General features: G+C 64.9%; 16 protein-coding genes. 8 read left to right on the forward strand and 8 right to left on the reverse strand.

The genetic code is table 11. The features are described 5' to 3' along the window. Positions 1 to 20 precede the first annotated feature (20 nt). Positions 21 to 1430, reverse strand: a complete 1410-nt coding sequence (locus L2Y97_RS02895) for an ATP-binding protein (protein ID WP_247432737.1) — start codon at positions 1428 to 1430, stop codon at positions 21 to 23. Continuing rightward, positions 1427 to 2140, reverse strand: coding sequence for a response regulator (locus L2Y97_RS02900; protein ID WP_283248299.1), 714 nt, complete (start codon positions 2138 to 2140; stop codon positions 1427 to 1429). The genes L2Y97_RS02895 and L2Y97_RS02900 overlap by 4 nt, the downstream gene beginning before the upstream one ends. A gap of 149 nt (positions 2141 to 2289) precedes the next feature. On the opposite strand from L2Y97_RS02900, the gene L2Y97_RS02905 reads away from it, so the two are divergent. From L2Y97_RS02905 to L2Y97_RS02915, 3 genes are all read left to right on the forward strand, one after another. Further along, the gene (locus tag L2Y97_RS02905; RefSeq protein WP_247432743.1) at positions 2290 to 2610 is read left to right on the forward strand and encodes a hypothetical protein; all 321 of its coding nucleotides are present in this window, start codon (positions 2290 to 2292) and stop codon (positions 2608 to 2610) included. A 17-nt stretch (positions 2611 to 2627) separates the two neighbouring features. Next, the gene (locus L2Y97_RS02910) at positions 2628 to 3638 is read left to right on the forward strand and encodes a helix-turn-helix domain-containing protein (protein WP_247432746.1); all 1011 of its coding nucleotides are present in this window, start codon (positions 2628 to 2630) and stop codon (positions 3636 to 3638) included. Positions 3639 to 3773: 135 nt separating this feature from the next. Then, the gene (locus tag L2Y97_RS02915; RefSeq protein ID WP_247432749.1) at positions 3774 to 6785 is read left to right on the forward strand and encodes an outer membrane beta-barrel protein; all 3012 of its coding nucleotides are present in this window, start codon (positions 3774 to 3776) and stop codon (positions 6783 to 6785) included. A gap of 224 nt (positions 6786 to 7009) precedes the next feature. Here the strand turns inward: L2Y97_RS02915 and mscL are convergent, their stop codons facing one another. Next, positions 7010 to 7417, reverse strand: coding sequence for a large-conductance mechanosensitive channel protein MscL (mscL, locus tag L2Y97_RS02920; RefSeq protein WP_247432752.1), 408 nt, complete (start codon positions 7415 to 7417; stop codon positions 7010 to 7012). 70 nt (positions 7418 to 7487) lie between these two features. Beyond that, a complete protein-coding gene (locus tag L2Y97_RS02925) occupies positions 7488 to 8174 on the reverse strand; it encodes a fumarylacetoacetate hydrolase family protein (RefSeq protein ID WP_247432755.1) in 687 nt (228 codons plus the stop codon). A gap of 117 nt (positions 8175 to 8291) precedes the next feature. Here L2Y97_RS02925 and L2Y97_RS02930 point away from each other — a divergent pair, with 117 nt between their 5' ends. Genes L2Y97_RS02930 through L2Y97_RS02945 form a run of 4 tightly spaced genes read left to right on the forward strand, consistent with a single transcriptional unit; the run spans position 8292 to position 12759 of the window. After that, complete coding sequence (locus L2Y97_RS02930) at positions 8292 to 9539, forward strand: efflux RND transporter periplasmic adaptor subunit (RefSeq protein ID WP_247432758.1); 1248 nt, start codon at positions 8292 to 8294, stop codon at positions 9537 to 9539. 22 nt (positions 9540 to 9561) lie between these two features. Beyond that, on the forward strand, positions 9562 to 10248 hold the full coding sequence (locus L2Y97_RS02935) for an ABC transporter ATP-binding protein (protein ID WP_247432761.1): 687 nt from the start codon (positions 9562 to 9564) through the stop codon (positions 10246 to 10248). A 12-nt stretch (positions 10249 to 10260) separates the two neighbouring features. Next, entirely contained in the window at positions 10261 to 11427 is a 1167-nt protein-coding gene (locus L2Y97_RS02940) for an ABC transporter permease (RefSeq protein WP_247432764.1), read from the forward strand. A gap of 9 nt (positions 11428 to 11436) precedes the next feature. Then, entirely contained in the window at positions 11437 to 12759 is a 1323-nt protein-coding gene (locus L2Y97_RS02945) for an ABC transporter permease (protein WP_247432766.1), read from the forward strand. 5 nt (positions 12760 to 12764) lie between these two features. Here L2Y97_RS02945 and L2Y97_RS02950 read toward each other — a convergent pair whose 3' ends face one another. The 4 genes from L2Y97_RS02950 to L2Y97_RS02965 form a co-directional block, all read right to left on the reverse strand. Continuing rightward, positions 12765 to 13031 carry a hypothetical protein gene (locus L2Y97_RS02950; RefSeq protein WP_247432769.1) on the reverse strand — a complete coding sequence of 89 codons (267 nt, stop codon included), beginning with the start codon at positions 13029 to 13031 and terminating at the stop codon, positions 12765 to 12767. 120 nt (positions 13032 to 13151) lie between these two features. After that, the gene (gene yedA, locus L2Y97_RS02955; RefSeq protein WP_247432772.1) at positions 13152 to 14057 is read right to left on the reverse strand and encodes a drug/metabolite exporter YedA; all 906 of its coding nucleotides are present in this window, start codon (positions 14055 to 14057) and stop codon (positions 13152 to 13154) included. A 97-nt stretch (positions 14058 to 14154) separates the two neighbouring features. Then, on the reverse strand, positions 14155 to 15030 hold the full coding sequence (locus L2Y97_RS02960; protein WP_247432775.1) for a methylated-DNA--[protein]-cysteine S-methyltransferase: 876 nt from the start codon (positions 15028 to 15030) through the stop codon (positions 14155 to 14157). A gap of 72 nt (positions 15031 to 15102) precedes the next feature. Next, entirely contained in the window at positions 15103 to 15393 is a 291-nt protein-coding gene (locus L2Y97_RS02965) for a hypothetical protein (RefSeq protein ID WP_247432778.1), read from the reverse strand. Positions 15394 to 15473: 80 nt separating this feature from the next. On the opposite strand from L2Y97_RS02965, the gene L2Y97_RS02970 reads away from it, so the two are divergent. After that, the gene (locus L2Y97_RS02970; RefSeq protein ID WP_247432780.1) at positions 15474 to 15815 is read left to right on the forward strand and encodes a Rieske (2Fe-2S) protein; all 342 of its coding nucleotides are present in this window, start codon (positions 15474 to 15476) and stop codon (positions 15813 to 15815) included. The last annotated feature ends 55 nt before the right edge of the window (positions 15816 to 15870 follow it).

Consider the following 15870-nt stretch of genomic DNA (forward strand, 5'->3'; position numbering starts at 1 on the left):
GCGGGCGCCTAGGTAGGAAGTCATGTATGCCGCTGCGCGGGCAGGATGACTGAAGCGCGCAGGCCGCCCTCGCGGCGGTTCCGCACATCCACGCTGCCGCCGTGCTCGGAGACGATGGCGCGCACGCTGGCCAGGCCCAGGCCGATACCACCGGTATCCCGGTTGCGCGAGGCCTCCAGGCGGAAGAAGGGCTCGAAGACCTGGCGCTGCATGCTCTCGGGAATACCCGGGCCGTCGTCATCCACTTCCAGCACGCAGGCCTCACCCTGGAAACGCAGGCGCATGCGCACCCGTTCGCCGTACTTCAGGCCGTTGTCGACCAGGTTATCCACCACGCGGCGCAGCGCGACCGGGTCGCCATTGACGGTCACGGCCTGGCCCGCCTGCACGGAGACATCGTGGCCCACGTCGACAAGATCATCCGCCACGCTCTCCACGAGCAGGCGGAAATCCAGCGGTTGCCGGTTCGGCCCCGATGCACGGTCACGGATGAAATCCAGTGCGGCGGAGATCATCGTCTTCATTTCCTGGATATCGGCATCCACCTTCTCGCCCAGCGGCGCGGGGAGGCCATCCAGGCGGAACGACAACCGGGTGAGCGGCGTGCGCAGATCGTGGGCGATGGCGCCGATCATCTGGGTGCGCTCATGCACCATGCGGTTGATGCGCGCCTGCATGGCGTTGAACGCATCCACGGCCATGCGCATCTCCGTGGGGCCTTCGCGGGGCACGGGCGCCGCGTTGGTATCGCTGCCAAGGCGATGGGCTGCCTCGGCGAAACGGCGGATGGGGGCGGAAAGGGCGCGCGCAAAAAGGCCGGCCAGCGGCAACATCACCAGGACACCCAGGCCCAGCATCCATAACAAGCGGGCCGGCACGGTATCGGCAAAGGCCGGCTGTGGCACGGATACGACACGCCACGAACCGTCATTGAGCTTGAGGCCCACGACCGAGCCGGGCCCGGCGACGGTTCGCATGGGCATCACCATGGGGCCCAGGCCATCGAGCGAGATGAAGACGCGCAGGTGGTCGCGATCGGTGTTCAGGGCGCCGGCCAGGCGCTCCGCAAGATGCGAGGACACGTTGCTGTCGTAATCACCGGGGGCCTTGGGCGCATCGGCCTGGGTACCTACATCGAGGTCGGAACCATGGGGTGGGCCGAACCCTCCGGGCATGCCGGCGTCGCCCGGAGGGCGGCCCGCATCGAACGCATGCCCGCCATCGAACGGCCGGCCGCCATCGAAGGGATGGCCAAACGCTTCCAGCTCCGGCCGCAGGGCGGTCACGATGTCGAAGAAGCCGGCCGAAGGAATGGGCTTGGGTGGCTTGAGCGTGAATACGAGGAAGCCGACGGCTTCGGCCACCAGCAGCGCGCAGACGATCATCAGGAAGCTGCGCGCGAAGATCGACAGGCGGGGAATGTGGATCATGGCCGCGCCACCTTCGGTACCAGCATGTAGCCCTCGTTGCGTACCGTGCGGATCATTTCCATGGACGCTCGGTCGTTCAACTTGCGGCGCAGGCGGCTGATCTGGGTATCGATGGCACGGTCGTACACTTCGGTGCGGCCCCCATGGACCAGATCCAGCAACTGGTCCCGGCTGAGGATGCGCTGGGGATGGTCGACAAACGCGCGCAACAACGCGAACTCCCCGTCGGAAAGGTTGATGAAGATGCCGGTGGGGTCGCGCAGGTCGCGCCGGGTCATGTCAAAGCGCCAGCCAGCAAACAGGTAGGGGCGCCCATCGTCCGCAACAGCGGCATCGGTGGAGCTCATGCGGCGCAGGATGGCCCGGACCCGGGCCAGCAGCTCGCGCGGGTTGCACGGCTTGGCGAGGTAATCATCCGCACCCACCTCAAGCCCGATGATCCGGTCGGTATCCCCGCCCAGCGCGCTCAGGATGATGATCGGCGGCCCCTTCTCGGCGGCAAGGCGCCGGGCCGCCGACAGGCCATCTTCGCCCGGCATCATCACATCCAGCACCACGAGGTCCGGTTGCTCGCGCGCGATCGCAAGGTCCATCTGCGCAACATTTTCCGCGGCCTGCACGCGGTAGCCATGGCCGCTCAGGAAGCCGGCAATCAGGTTGCGGAGTTCGGGGTCATCATCGACCACCAGGATGAGGGCGTTGGTATCCATGGCCATGGTGCGTTTGATAGCAGAAACCGGGCCACGGCGCGTGACCGGGCTGGCACGGGGCTGACACAAAGCGGACACACGCCGACAACGGCGGGTGACGAGCGGCCGGTAGCCTGTCACGCATCCGTCGTTACGCAGGTTTCTGCCCGATGTTCGTTTTTCCCCGCTGGTCCACCACGCTCTTCGCGTTCGCCATGACGGCCGCCGCGGCCGCCTACGCCCAAGACCGTGACCCTCCGCGCCCCCCGCCGCACGATCCGAAGTTTGAAGCGGCCATGGACGATTGCTGGGTGGAATACGGCGGGGAACCTGATGACCCGGTACCACCGGACATGATGGCGGAGTGCATGGCCTCGAAGGGCTTTCCGCCGCCGCACCACATGGGGCCGCCGCCCCCGCCCCCGCGCCCGCCGTATGGGGCACCCCTGGGCGATGACGACGACGGCGGCGATCCGTTCGCCGGCCCCTGAGATCAAGGAAACACGTCATGCCGTATTCGCAAACCGCCTTGCGCTCGCCGCAACCCCTGGCCGCCCCGCGTGAGCACCTCGTGGCCGCCCAGGCCTTCTGGGACGAATTCGGCCAGGGATCGGCCCGCCAGCCCGGCCAGACCGTGCTGCTGGACGGCTACGCCGGCAACCGCCTGCGCTTCGCCACGTTCAGCCACAAACCCCATGTGTTCAGCAGCGACCACCTGCCCCGCGAACACCGCCACGCGGCGTTGCTCGTGCTGCAACTGGAAGGCGAAAGCCGCGTGGAGCAACATGGCCGGCGCAGCACGATCGCCCCGGGCGATTTCTGCCTCATCGATCTATCCCGGCCGTTTCGGGTGGATACCGGCCGCTCGCTGATCCAGGCGGCCTACCTTCCGCTCTCCGTGCTGCGCGACGCCGTGCCACGGATCGAGCAGATCGCTGCGATCAACCTGCATGGCCACGTCGCGGCAGCCACCTTCCTGCGCAGCCTGTACCGCGAGCTATTCGACCACGCCGAGGACATGACCGAAGCCGTGGCGGACCGGCTGGTGGAAGCGATCCCGCACATGCTGGCGGCCGCGACCGTATCGGTGGGCGATGTCGCGCCACCGCCATCGCAGCTGCGACAGCACCACAAGGAGCAGGTGCGCAGGTATGTACGTGAACACCTCGCCGATCCCGGCCTGTGCGCCGAAATGATCGGCAAGGGCGTGGGGCTATCCACCAGTTATCTGTTCGAGCTGTTCGCCGACGAGGACATGACGCTCATGCGCTGGGTACGCGCCGAGCGCCTCGCCCGGTGCCGGCGAGAACTTGCGGACGCTTCATTGCGGTATCGCAGCATCGCGCATATTGCGCAGGCGTGGGGCTTTGGCGACATGACGCACTTCGGCCGCAGCTTCCGCGAAGCCTACGGCGTATCGCCGCGCGCGTGGCGCCAGTCTTCGCGTATGGACGTCCAAACCGCCAAGGAAATGCCGAGCGATGGCGGAGTTTCGCTGCACGTGGCTACAGGGATTTAACACTACATTGCTAGTGCGGTCACTGCGCAGATAACGCAGAGCCCGCAGCCTTACCCCGGTGCAGTGGGGATGGCGCACGCCAGGCGTTGCGCCGGTGGTATGGCCATCTAATTCATCTTTGGGGAGAGTCCCGTAGTGTCAAAGCATCCATCACCCAAGGTCCGGCTCAGCCGGATCAGTCTGGCGCTCGCCCTGGCTCTGGGAGCCGGCGCCACCTTTGCCCAGTCCACCACCGGTAGCATCTTCGGCCAGGCGCCGGCTGCCGAAGGTGAAACGGTCGTGGCGCGCAGCGCCAACGGCGTATCCCGTGAAGTGACGGTCGGTGCCGACGGCCGTTACACCATCGGTTCGCTGCCGCTGGGCAGCTACACGGTCAGCCTCATGCAGGGTGGCAAGGCCGTCGATTCCCGCAATGACGTGAGCCTGCGTGTCGGTTCCGGTACGGAAGTGTCGTTTGCCGCCGGTGCGAGCGCAGAGTCGGCAACGAGCCTGGGTTCGGTGACGGTTTCAGCGAACACCTTGCCGCCGGTCGACGTATCCAGCGTCGATTCCCGCACCGTCATCACCTCCGAGCAGCTCGCCAAGCTCCCGCTTGCACGTAGCGCCGAGGCCATCGCATTGCTCGCGCCGGGCGTCGTCCCGGGTTATAGCGGCTTCACCGGCACCACCAACGTCGGGCAGACCCTTGTGTCGATCGGTGGTTCGTCGGTCACGGAAAACGCCTACTACCTCAACGGCGTCAACACCACTGATCCGCTGAGCGGATTTGGTGGCATCTCGCTGCCGTACGGCGCGATTGACCAGCAGGAAATCCTGGGCGGTGGCTACGGCGCCGCATATGGCCGCTCCGACGGTGGCGTTATCAGCCAGAGCGGCAAGCGCGGTACCAATGAATGGCACTTCGGTGCACAGGTACTGTGGGAGCCGGCCTTCGCGCGTGGCACCAGCCCCAACTCCTACTACCTGACCGGCTCGAAGGAAGGCCAGATCTATCGCCGGTATTCGCAGAACAACTCCTGGTCGGCAACGGAAAGCGCCTACGTGGGCGGCCCGCTGATCAAGGACAAGTTGTTCTTCTTTGCGGCCGTTGAACAGCAAAAGCAGTCGGCGAACTCCGTGCAGCCGGTAACCACGGGCCTCAATGACAAGTACGAGTACCACAACCCGAAGTTCTACGGGAAGATCGACTGGAACATCAACGACAACAACATTCTTGAACTGACCGCCGCAGGCGCCAAGACTCAGTACAAGGGCAACTACTACGACTACGATTACGACACCGGCCAGACCGGTGCGTTGAATAGCCGCGATACGTCGATCAAGAACGACGCGCGTGTCTATATCGCCAAGTACACCAGCTACATTACGGATGACATCACGCTGACTGCTCTGTATGGCAAGCAGAAGATGACGTACTTCAGCGAGACCCCGGGTTACGATTCATCGCTTACGTACATCCTCCATCCTGAGCTCGAGAACCCGGCGCTCACCGGCGGCGGTACCATCAACAACGGTCAGTCGGCACTGACGATCGACAACCCCGATCACCGTGCGACGACGCGAAACCTTCGCCTCGACCTGTCCTGGAAGATTGGTGACCACACGATCACCGGCGGTATCGATAACCTCGATTCGCATGACGTTGATGACGGCACGAACGCAGTGGCCTGGCAGTACGGTTACGGCGATGCGGGCACCGCGATCAGCGATGCGCCGTACGTGGCCGCGCCGAACAGTGGTGCAGGCGGCGAGACGGGCTACTACGTCAGCAAGTACATCTACACGACATCGGCTTCTGTGCGCGTGAAGCAGCGTGCGCAGTACCTGGAAGACAGCTGGCAGGTGGATGACCGCTGGCTCGTGAAGATCGGCCTCCGCAATGACCAGTTCACCAACTACAACCCCAGTGGCGATGCGTACCTTCGCCTGACCAAGCCGCAGTGGGCACCGCGCCTGGGCGCCGCCTGGGACGTGAATGGCGATTCGTCGCTGAAGGTGTATGCCAACGCGGGCCGTTACTACCTCGCCATGCCGGCATCGGTGGCCCTGCGCGCTGCGGCAGGCTCGCTCTACACGAACGAGTACTACACCTACACCGGTATTGATGCGAATGGTTACCCGACCGGCCTGACCCAACTGGCGTCGTCGACGGGCGGCGCTGTGTCGGCTAACAACGAGTACGGCCAGTCGCCGGATGCGAAGACGGTGGCGTCCAGCAACATCAAGTCCGAATACCAGGACGAGTTCCAGCTTGGCTTCGATCACCAGATCAACACCGACTGGGTGTGGGGCATGAAGGGCCAGGTGCGTCGCCTGCGTAACATCCTGGATGACATCTGCGATACCGATACGATCGCCGCCAAGGCTGCATCGCTCGGTTACGACGTGGATGCAGCCAACATGAATGGTTGCTACCTTTCGAACCCGGGCCGAACGAACACCTACCGCATCTCCAATGGCGCTGGTGGTTACTACAGCGTGGATGTATCGGCGGCCGACTTCGGCATGCCGAAGGCCAAGCGCAACTACTACTCGCTGGAGACCTACCTCGAGCATCCGTTCGATGGTACCTGGACCGGCAAGATCGATTACCTGTACTCGAAGAGCTACGGCAACACCGAAGGCCAGGTTCGTTCGGATATCGGCCAGACCGACGTCTCGGCGACGGTGGACTGGGACTACGGCAAGCTCATGGAGTATTCCAACGGCCTGCTGTCGAACGATCGCAAGCACCAGTTCAAGGCGTACGGTTCGTGGCAGGTGGCGAAGGAGTGGATGCTCTCGGGCAACATCCTGATCATGTCGGGTACGCCGAAGACCTGCCTAGGTTACTACGGTGCGGATGAGACCAATCCGGTTGGCTACGGCAGCTACTACCACTACTGCGGTGGTGAGGCGTCGCCTCCGGGTTCGGCGGGCCGCCAGCCGTGGCAGCACATCATCTCGCTGTCGGCCGAGTACCGCCCGGTGTGGGCTGACCAGAAACTTGCGTTCAATGTGATGGTCTACAACGTGTTGAATGAGTCGAAGGCAACGGCGTCGTATGCGCTGTATGGCACGACGGCGGCTCCGAACACGAACTATGGCCGCGTCACGTACTACAGCACGCCGCGTTACGTTCGCTTCGGAATCACGTACGACTTCTAAGAAGCACCTGCTTCAAACCCTATACCAACAATAAGGCGCCCGAGCCGTGAGGCTCATCTCCCGGGCGCCAATCTCCCCAGATAGGCCGCCGTGCTCTTCCCGACCGGCGGCCATTTTTTTTGCGATGTGGGCTCGCCTTCGGCCTCGCGCTAGTTAATCGGTTCATTCGCGGTAGCGAATGAACCACGCAGCGAGCGGGCACAACGCCCGCTCGCATGGTCACCTTACGGAATATTCTTCTGCTGCTTCAGCAGATCGCGGATTTCCTGCAGAACCACCACATCCGGCGGCGTCGCAGCCGGGGCGTCCTCGTGGCGGGTCAGCTTGTTGATCGCCTTCACCACCACGAAAATCGCGAACGCGATGATGATGAACTGGATCAGCACGTTGATGAACACGCCGTACTGGATGGCGACTTCGGCCGTCTTCGTCGCCGCATCCGCCGGCTTCAGCACCCACTTCCATTCGGAAAAATCGATGCCACCAATCAACATGCCGATGGGCGGCATGATGATGTTATCAACCAGAGACGTCACGATCTTGCCGAACGCCGCGCCGATCACCACACCGACCGCCAGGTCGACCACGTTGCCGCGCAGGGCGAATTTCTTGAACTCTGCGATCATGCCCATCGAATGCACTCCTCGTTGCGTCGCGTCGAACTATCAAACCTAGCGATCCCCATGTAAGGATCGCGCGAATTCACACCACCTTGCCTTCGAACGACGCGATACCCTCCAGCGTCGCCTTGAACGTGTCGCCACGTTGCAGCGCCGATACACCCGCCGGTGTGCCGGTGAAAACGAGATCCCCCGCCTTCAGCTCGAACAGGGTGGATAGTGCCGCGAGGATCTCGCCAACGTCGAGCACCATCTCGCCCAGCGTCGCGTGCTGGCGCACCTGGCCATTTACCTCGAGGGTGATCTGCGTGCTGGCCGACGGCGTCGCTTCGCTGGCCGGGACCAGGGCAGATACCGGCGCGGAGTGGTCGAAGCCCTTGGCGACATCCCACGGGGCGCCCTTTGCCTTGGCCTGCGCCTGCAGGTCGCGGCGGGTCAGGTCCAGGCCAACGCCGTAGCCCCAGATCAGCGCCTGGGCCTGTTCGGGCGAAAGATTCGAGCCACCAGCCCCTAGTGCCACGACCATTTCCACCTCGTGGTGCAGGTCGTTCGTGGCGGAGGGGTAGGGCACGTCCGCACCATCGGTCACGACCGCGTCGGCCGGCTTGGTGAAGAACATGGGGTTCGCCTTGTCGACGCTGGCGCCCATTTCCTTGGCATGATCGGCATAGTTGCGGCCGATGCAGAAGATGCGGCGGACGGGGAAACGGCCGGACTGGCCGGCGACGGGGAGGCTCGGCTGGGCCGGCATGGGGATGACGGTATTCATGGGCTAAGCCTAGCAGGTGACACCTGTCACGGCAGATGACTGATGGCCCCGAATAGCGCACGGTCCGCGAGATTCGCATGATCTTGGTCGACACCGCCCAGGGGGACGTGAGGGGACATGAACTCGAACACCGAGCTGCTGAAGCAGCTGAAGATCGATAAATCGCACAAGGAAGCGCCTGGTGGCGGACCGCCCTGGGGACGTATCGCGGTGATCGCGGGCGTGCTCGTGCTGTTGGCCGCCATCGGTGCCGGGGCATGGGCCTTCCTGGGCCGGCGCCCGGTCGATGTGCAGACCGCCACGGCGGTGGCACCTGCGTCCGCCAGTGAAGCAGGTGCGGTGCTGCAGGCCACGGGCTACGTCACCGCCCGCCGGCAGGCCACGGTCTCCGCGCAGATCACCGGCACGCTGACCGAGGTACTGATCGAAGAAGGCGACCGTGTCGCCAAGGGGCAGGTCCTTGCGCGGCTTGAAGACAACGCGCTGCGGGCCAGCCTGCAATCGGCGCAGGCACAAGCGGCGGCGGCCCACGCCAGCGTCGAACAGAACGAAGCCCAGCTCGACCAGGCCCTGCGCGATGCCACGCGCCAGGAGGCCCTGGTGGGGCGCGGGCTTGTGTCAAAGCAGCTGGCGGAGCAGAGCCGTACCCAGGCCAATACCTACCGTGCGCAGCTGAACACCTCGCGGCGCCAGGCGCAGGCGGCGGATTCGCAGGTCGGTGTCGCCCAGGTCAACCTCGACTACACCGTCGTACGTGCGCCCTTCGATGGCGTGATCACGGACAAGGCGGCGCAGGTCGGCGAAATCGTGTCACCCCTCTCGGCCGGTGGCGGCTTCACCCGTACCGGCGTCGGCACCATCGTCGACATGGATTCGCTTGAGATCGACGTGGACGTCAACGAGGCCTACATCGGTCGTGTCCAGCCGAACATGGCCGCGGAGGCGGTGCTCGATGCCTACCCCGACTGGCGAATCCCGGCCCATGTGATTGCGATCGTCCCCGCAGCCGACCGCGGCAAGGCCACGGTGAAGGTGCGTGTTGCCATCGAACAGAAGGATGGCCGCATCGTGCCCGACATGGGCGTCCGCGTGTCGTTCCTGGAACAGCGCGCTGCTGCACGGGCCGAGGTGCCCAAAGGCGCGATGGTGCCGGCCAGCGCCATCGTGCAGCGCGACGGCCATGACGTGGCGTTTGTCGTGAGCGATGAGAAAGCGCACCGCCGTGAGGTTACCGCCGCCAAGGCCGCCAATAACGATGTACGGCTTGTCACCGCCGGCGTCAGCGCCGGGGAAACCGTCATAACTACGCCACCCGACACCGTCATGGATGGCACCGCCGTCCGTGTCACCCAGCCCACCCCCTGACCGCCCTACGGAGATACATAGCATGGCTACCCTGATCGACATCCAGGATTTGTCCAAGGTCTACGAGCGCGGCCGGCAGAAGGTCGAGGTGTTGCACGGCGTGGACCTGAAGATCGAGGAAGGGGATTTCCTCGCATTGATGGGCCCTTCGGGCTCCGGCAAGACCACCTTGCTGAACCTGATCGGCGGGCTGGATACGCCGACTGGCGGCAGCATCAGCGTCGGCGGTGAGCGCATCGATACGCTCGGCGCCGGCCAGCTTGCCCGCTGGCGCGCGGCCCACGTCGGTTTTGTGTTCCAGTTCTACAACCTCATGCCCATGCTCAGCGCGCAACGTAACGTGGAGCTGCCGCTGCTGCTCACCAAGCTCTCCGGCAAGCAGCGCGCGCAGAACGCGGCCATCGCCTTGCAGCTGGTGGGCCTCGCCGATCGCGCATCGCACAAGCCCTCGGAGCTCTCCGGCGGCCAGCAGCAGCGCGTGGCCATCGCCCGTGCGATCGTTTCCGATCCTACGCTGCTGGTCTGCGATGAGCCGACGGGTGACCTCGATCGCCAGTCAGCGGAGGATATCCTGGGCCTGTTGCGTGAACTGAACCGCGAGCACGGCAAGACGATTGTCATGGTGACGCATGACCCGAAGGCCGCCGAGTACGCCAACCACACGCTGCACCTCGACAAGGGCACGCTTGTCGAACAGACGGCAGCGTAAGGGGGCGGCGCGATGAAATACTTTCATCTCATATGGGCAGCGCTGTTCCGGCGTAAGGCGCGTACGTTCTTCACCCTCATCTCCATCCTGGCGGCATTCCTGCTGTTCGGCATGCTCGATGCGACGCGCAAGGCCTTTGATTCGGGCGACAGCGTGATTGGCGTGGATCGACTGATCACGACCTCGCGCTATTCGATCATCACCTCGCTGCCGGTGAGCCTTGAAACGCAGATGAAGGCGATTCCGGGCGTGAAGGATGTGGGCTATTCCAACTGGTTCGGTGGCATCTACCAGGACCCGAAGAACTTCGTGCTGAGCTTTGCCGTCAGCGATAACTACTTCGATATCTACCACGAGATCCAGCTTTCGCCGGAGCAGCGCAAGGCCTACGAGACGACGCGCACCGGGGCCATCGTCGGTGAGGCGCTGGCCAAGCGCTTCGGCTGGAAGGTGGGTGACAAGATCCCGCTGCAGTCCACGATCTTCCCGCAGCGCAACGGCGACAAGACCTGGCCGTTCGATATCGTCGGCATTTACACGGCCGCACCCGGTGCCGCCAACGGTACGGATCAGCAGTTCTTCTTCCACCACAAGTATTTCGAGGATGCCAATGCGTTCCAGAGCATCGGCACGACTGTGGGCTGGTATGCGTTGCGGCTGAATTCCGCCAACGATGCGGACCGCGTGGCGAAGGCGGTGGACGCGCTCTCGGCGAACTCGGATCACGAGACCAAGACGCAGACCGAGCAGGCGTTCAACGCCTCCTTCGCCAAGCAGATCGGCGATATCGGCCTCATCGTGAGCGCGATCATGGGCGCGGTGTTCTTCACCCTCATCTTGCTCACGGGGAACACCATGGCGCAGGCGGTGCGTGAGCGCACCAGCGAGCTGGCGGTACTGAAGACCATTGGCTTCTCCAGCCACAGCGTGCTGTACATGGTGCTGGCCGAGAGCGTGTTGTTGCTGGTGATCGGCGGCGTGCTAGGCCTGCTCCTTGCTGGTGCCTTCGTCCCCATCGTGGCCAAGGGCAGCGGTGGCATGTTGAACCTGCCACCCGTGGGCTCGCAGACCTGGATCCTTGGACTGGTGCTCATGCTTGTGATCGGCGCCATCGTGGGTGCGTTGCCTGCGATCCGTGCCATGCGCCTCAACATTGTCGATGCGCTCGCCGGGCGCTGAGGAATAGCCATGAAGACTTTCAAAAAATTCCTCGGTGGCCTCCTGCTGCTCGCGATCATCGTGCTGTTCCTCGTGGTGTGGACCGCGATGCCGTGGCAGGGTGTGGTGGTGCTGGCCGTGTTGCTTGCCGTGTGGATGGCAACGACGCGCCGTGGCCGACAGACCTGGCAGGTGACCCGTGTCGGCCTTTCCACGGTGACGCAGCGGCTGGGCTCATCGTCGGTCGTGGTGGTTGGTATCGCCGGCGTCGTGGGTGTGCTCGTGGCCATGCTCGCCATGAGCGAAGGCTTCGCCGAAACCTTGCGTGCGTCCGGTAACGACCACACGGCTATCGTGTTGCGTGGCGGCTCTCAGGCCGAACTGAACTCCGTGCTTGATCGCGATAGCGCGAACGTGGTGATGCAGGCACCGGGTGTGAAGAAGGGTCCTGAAGGGCGGCCGATCGCATCCGGCGAGCTGGTTGTCGTCGCGAACCTGCCGCGCAAGGGCGACCCCAACAGCGATTCCAACGTGCCCATCCGTGGCGTGAGCGATGATGTGTGGGCATTACGCGATAACGTGAAAATCATTGCGGGTCGGAAATTCACGCCGGGCCTGCGTGAGTTGATCGTCGGCAAGGGCGCCGAGGGGCAGTTCGCTGGCCTGGAGGTCGGCAAATCGATCCGGCTGGCCGGGCAGGCCTGGACCGTCGTGGGCGAGTTCGAATCCCACGATGCGCTGGAGTCGGAGCTGTGGGGCGATACGAAGAGCGTCGCATCGGCCTACCGCCGCGGCAGTAGCGTCGCATCGGTCACCGTACTGCTCGATTCACCGCAGGCGTTCGACCAGTTCAAGGCCAGCCTCGCGGCCGATCCGCGGCTGAAAGTGGATGTCAGCACCACGCAGGCCTACTTCAGCAAGCAGTCCGAGGCATTGACCAAGACGTTGCGCATCGTGGGCATCACGGTGGGCATCATCATGGCGATCGGTGCGGTATTCGGCGCGTTGAACACCATGTTTGCCGCGATCCAGGCGCGTGCCCGGGAAATCGCCACGCTGCGTGCCATCGGCTTTCGTGGTGTGCCCGTGGTGGTATCGGTCCTGCTGGAGACCATGCTGCTGGCCTTGCTGGGCGGTGTGATTGGTGCGGGGCTGGTGTGGATCATCTTCCATCACTACACCGCATCCACACTCGGCGCGAACTTCAGCCAGGTGGTATTCCAGCTCCAGGTGGGGCCAGCGTTGTTGTGGACCGGGCTGAAATGGGCGCTGGCCATCGGTTTCATTGGCGGCCTGTTCCCGGCCCTTCGCGCGGCGCGTGTCCCGGTCACGACCGCATTGCGCGAGCTGTAATCCGCTCAGGGTGGTGCCGGCGATGCTTCGCTGGCACCACTGGCGCGGGGTTCCTTGCAGCGGTGCGCCTGCAACAGCCAGCGGCCGCCGCGGTCGACGCACGCGTCGTAGTCGGCGAAGTCGGTGACGGGTGCTGAGAAGACGGCATCGTCATCGCGGAACGGCTGGCACGAGGCCAGCGCCGCGATGGCGATGCACAGCAGCGTTGCCAGGCGTGCGCCGCAAAGGCGCAGGCGTTGCGAGCGGTGGCGGAGGCAGGCTCGGCCATCCATGGGGCTCTCCAGCGAGGCGGCAGGAAAGCCTAGGGCGCCGGTATGGCCCGCGAAAATCGAACAATTCTGAAAAAGCGTGAAGGCCCTCCCAAAGTGCGACGTGCGTCACACTTGTCCGGGTCAAGCCTTCCGTTGGCGCATCATGGTGATGATGCCCACGCCCACCAGGATGATGGCCATGCCTGCCAGATCGAACGGGCCGACGTGCTCACCGGCAAGCGCCACCCCGAACAGCACGGCCACCGGCGGATTCACGTACGCGTAGCTGGTAGCCAGGGCGGGGCGCACGGTCTTCAGTACGAACAGGTAGGCGCTGAAGGCGATGAGCGAGCCGAACACCACCAGGTAGAGCAGGGCCGCCGTGGCCGACGCCTGCGGATGGGCCGGCAGTCGCTCGCCATGCAGCAGGGCGATAAGGCCCAGGGCGACGCTGGCGCAGAGCATCTGTGCGGCCACGTTCATGGGGCCCTTCGGCATGTCCTGGCGCTTGGACCATACCGAGCCGAACGCCCACGACGAGGCCGCCACGATCAGCGCGATCGCACCGAGGGGCGAACCGGAAAGTCCCGCACCCAGGTTCAGCACGATGACGCCGATAAAACCAAGCACGAGGCCGGCCGTTTCCGCGCGCGAGGGCCATTCACCGTAGAGCCCGCCAAACACGGCAGCGAACAAGGGCATGCTCGCCACGGCCACCGCAGCGATGCCGGAACTCACCGATTGTTCGGCGTAGCACACCAGGCCATTGCCGCCGGCCAGCAGCAGCGTGCCGACGATGGCGGCGTTACGCCACTGGCGGCCCGTTGGCAGCGCGGCACCGCGCAGGCGCAATACGGCGAACAACAGCACGCCGGCAATGGCGAAGCGCAACGCCGCCAGCAGGAACGGCGGATAGCTCACCAGCGCATAGCGAATGCCCAGGTAGGTCGAACCCCAGATGACGTACAGCGCGAACAGCGACAGCGGTACAAGCCAGCGCGACTCGGTCGTGGTGGCGGGGGTGGCGGGGCAGGCAGCGTCGGACATGGCAGGGCGAACCAGGGCAAGGCGCGCCACGAACGCGTGGCGCCAAACCGAAACGATATCGCCCGTGTGTCGCGGGCGGTAGCGAAACCTATGCGGGTCAGCCTTTAGCGGCGCTCATGGCATGTTCGGTGGCCAGCAGTTGCCGCTTGATCTCCATGCCCCAGCGCCAGCCGCCCAGGCTGCCATCCTCGCGGATGATGCGGTGGCACGGCACCAGCAACGCGAGCTTGTTGCTGCCGCATGCACGGCCGATGGCGCGTGCGGCCTTCGGCACGCCCAGCTTTGCAGCCAGCTCGCCATAGCTCAGCGTTTCGCCCAGCGGAATGCGGGTGAGGGCATCCCACACCCGCCATTGGAACGCCGTGGCCGCGACATCCAGCGGCGGCATCGCGGGCGCCGCGCTATCGCTCCAACCCAGGTCGTGGGTCACGCGCGCGATCACGGCGTCCAGCCACTCTTCGCGCCCGGCATCGACCCGTTCGCGTTCGGCGAGCGGGAACTCGGCCGCCAGCCGGTCTTCAAGCTCGGCGTCGTCGGCGCCTAGCGTGACGGCACAGATGCCGCGTGCCGTGGTGGCGACCAGGAGCTGACCCAGCGGCGTGTTTGTGGTGGTGTAGCGGATGGACGCGCCCGCGCCGCCGGCGCGGTAGCTGGCCGGGGTCATGCCCAGGCGACGGTCGCTCTCTTCGTAAACGCGGCTGCCGGAACCGAAGCCTGCGTCGTACACGGCATCGGTTACCGCCGCACCGCCGCGCAGTGCTTCGCGCAGCTGGCCAAAACGGCGCGAGCGCGCGTATTCCGCCGGGCTTACGCCGTAGCGACGGCGGAATACCCGCTGCAGGTGGGTGGGGCTAAGGCCCGCGATCGTGGCCAGGCTGGCCAGGTCGGCCGGGGTGTCGTCTTGCTCAAGGGCAAGGCGCACGCGTTCCAGGGCGTCATCGGTGTGGGGCATGGCGAGGGCGGGACGGTTCATGGTGGCCTCCTTCATGGGAAGCCAGCGTAAGGTGGCCGCTCGGGCCCGGCTATCCGGACCTTGCGCCGCCGCTTAATGGTGGACCGGGCGGCCCTGCTGGATGACCACGAACTCGCCTTCGAGGACCTCGGGGTCCTTCGGGCGGGCGGCAGCCGGCTGCGGGGCGGCGGTGCCGTTCGCGCGTGCGGCCGCCAGCTTCCACTGGCGCACGGCCAGGAACACCAGGCCGCCGGCCACGAGCACGCCGATCACGACCACACCGAAGACGAGCAGCACACCGAGCACGGCCAGGCCCGCCATCAGGGACAGGGCGCGGACCAGCGGGTTACGCGAGCGGCGGATGGGCGGGAAGACGAAGCGCATGGGTTAAAATTCCGTGTGGCACAATGACATACGTGTGAGCCTCTTTACCTTGGGGCATCCGACCCTCATAGACAAGTGCCATGACGACCAGCACCGATACCGCCCCTCTCTGCCAGCTCGATGACATTCCCGATGGCAATGCCATCGAAGTGGAGGCCATGGTCGCCGGCGAGCTCGAATCCCTGCTGGTCTACCGCGATGGCGGCCAGGTGAGCGCCTTCTACAACGTGTGCCCCCATGCGGGCCGCCGACTGGATTACGCCCCGGGGCGGTTCCTGGTGCGCAATGGCCTGATCATCTGCGCCGCCCATGGGGCTACCTTCACGGCCGGGGATGGGAACTGCCAGACGGGGCCGTGCAAGGGTGATCGGCTGCGTGCCGTGGCCGTTTCGGTCACCAACGGCACCGTCCACCTGGCCTGAGATTTTTCTGTAGGAGCCCACCCTGTGGGCGACAACCATCGCCTCATGGGTCCAG

The sequence above is a fragment of the Luteibacter aegosomatissinici genome (genome assembly GCF_023078495.1).
Taxonomy (GTDB): domain Bacteria; phylum Pseudomonadota; class Gammaproteobacteria; order Xanthomonadales; family Rhodanobacteraceae; genus Luteibacter; species Luteibacter aegosomatissinici.

Coding starts and splice junctions, on each gene's coding strand:
- L2Y97_RS02925 (WP_247432755.1), bottom strand. CDS start 8,174: ATGAATACCGTCATCCCCATGCCGGCCCAGCCGAGCCTCCCCGTCGCC.
- L2Y97_RS02940 (WP_247432764.1), top strand. CDS start 10,261: ATGAAATACTTTCATCTCATATGGGCAGCGCTGTTCCGGCGTAAGGCG.
- L2Y97_RS02970 (WP_247432780.1), top strand. CDS start 15,474: ATGACGACCAGCACCGATACCGCCCCTCTCTGCCAGCTCGATGACATT.
- yedA (WP_247432772.1), bottom strand. CDS start 14,057: ATGTCCGACGCTGCCTGCCCCGCCACCCCCGCCACCACGACCGAGTCG.
- L2Y97_RS02950 (WP_247432769.1), bottom strand. CDS start 13,031: ATGGATGGCCGAGCCTGCCTCCGCCACCGCTCGCAACGCCTGCGCCTT.
- L2Y97_RS02930 (WP_247432758.1), top strand. CDS start 8,292: ATGAACTCGAACACCGAGCTGCTGAAGCAGCTGAAGATCGATAAATCG.
- L2Y97_RS02945 (WP_247432766.1), top strand. CDS start 11,437: ATGAAGACTTTCAAAAAATTCCTCGGTGGCCTCCTGCTGCTCGCGATC.
- mscL (WP_247432752.1), bottom strand. CDS start 7,417: ATGGGCATGATCGCAGAGTTCAAGAAATTCGCCCTGCGCGGCAACGTG.
- L2Y97_RS02910 (WP_247432746.1), top strand. CDS start 2,628: ATGCCGTATTCGCAAACCGCCTTGCGCTCGCCGCAACCCCTGGCCGCC.
- L2Y97_RS02965 (WP_247432778.1), bottom strand. CDS start 15,393: ATGCGCTTCGTCTTCCCGCCCATCCGCCGCTCGCGTAACCCGCTGGTC.
- L2Y97_RS02895 (WP_247432737.1), bottom strand. CDS start 1,430: ATGATCCACATTCCCCGCCTGTCGATCTTCGCGCGCAGCTTCCTGATG.
- L2Y97_RS02900 (WP_283248299.1), bottom strand. CDS start 2,140: ATGGATACCAACGCCCTCATCCTGGTGGTCGATGATGACCCCGAACTC.
- L2Y97_RS02960 (WP_247432775.1), bottom strand. CDS start 15,030: ATGAACCGTCCCGCCCTCGCCATGCCCCACACCGATGACGCCCTGGAA.
- L2Y97_RS02935 (WP_247432761.1), top strand. CDS start 9,562: ATGGCTACCCTGATCGACATCCAGGATTTGTCCAAGGTCTACGAGCGC.
- L2Y97_RS02905 (WP_247432743.1), top strand. CDS start 2,290: ATGTTCGTTTTTCCCCGCTGGTCCACCACGCTCTTCGCGTTCGCCATG.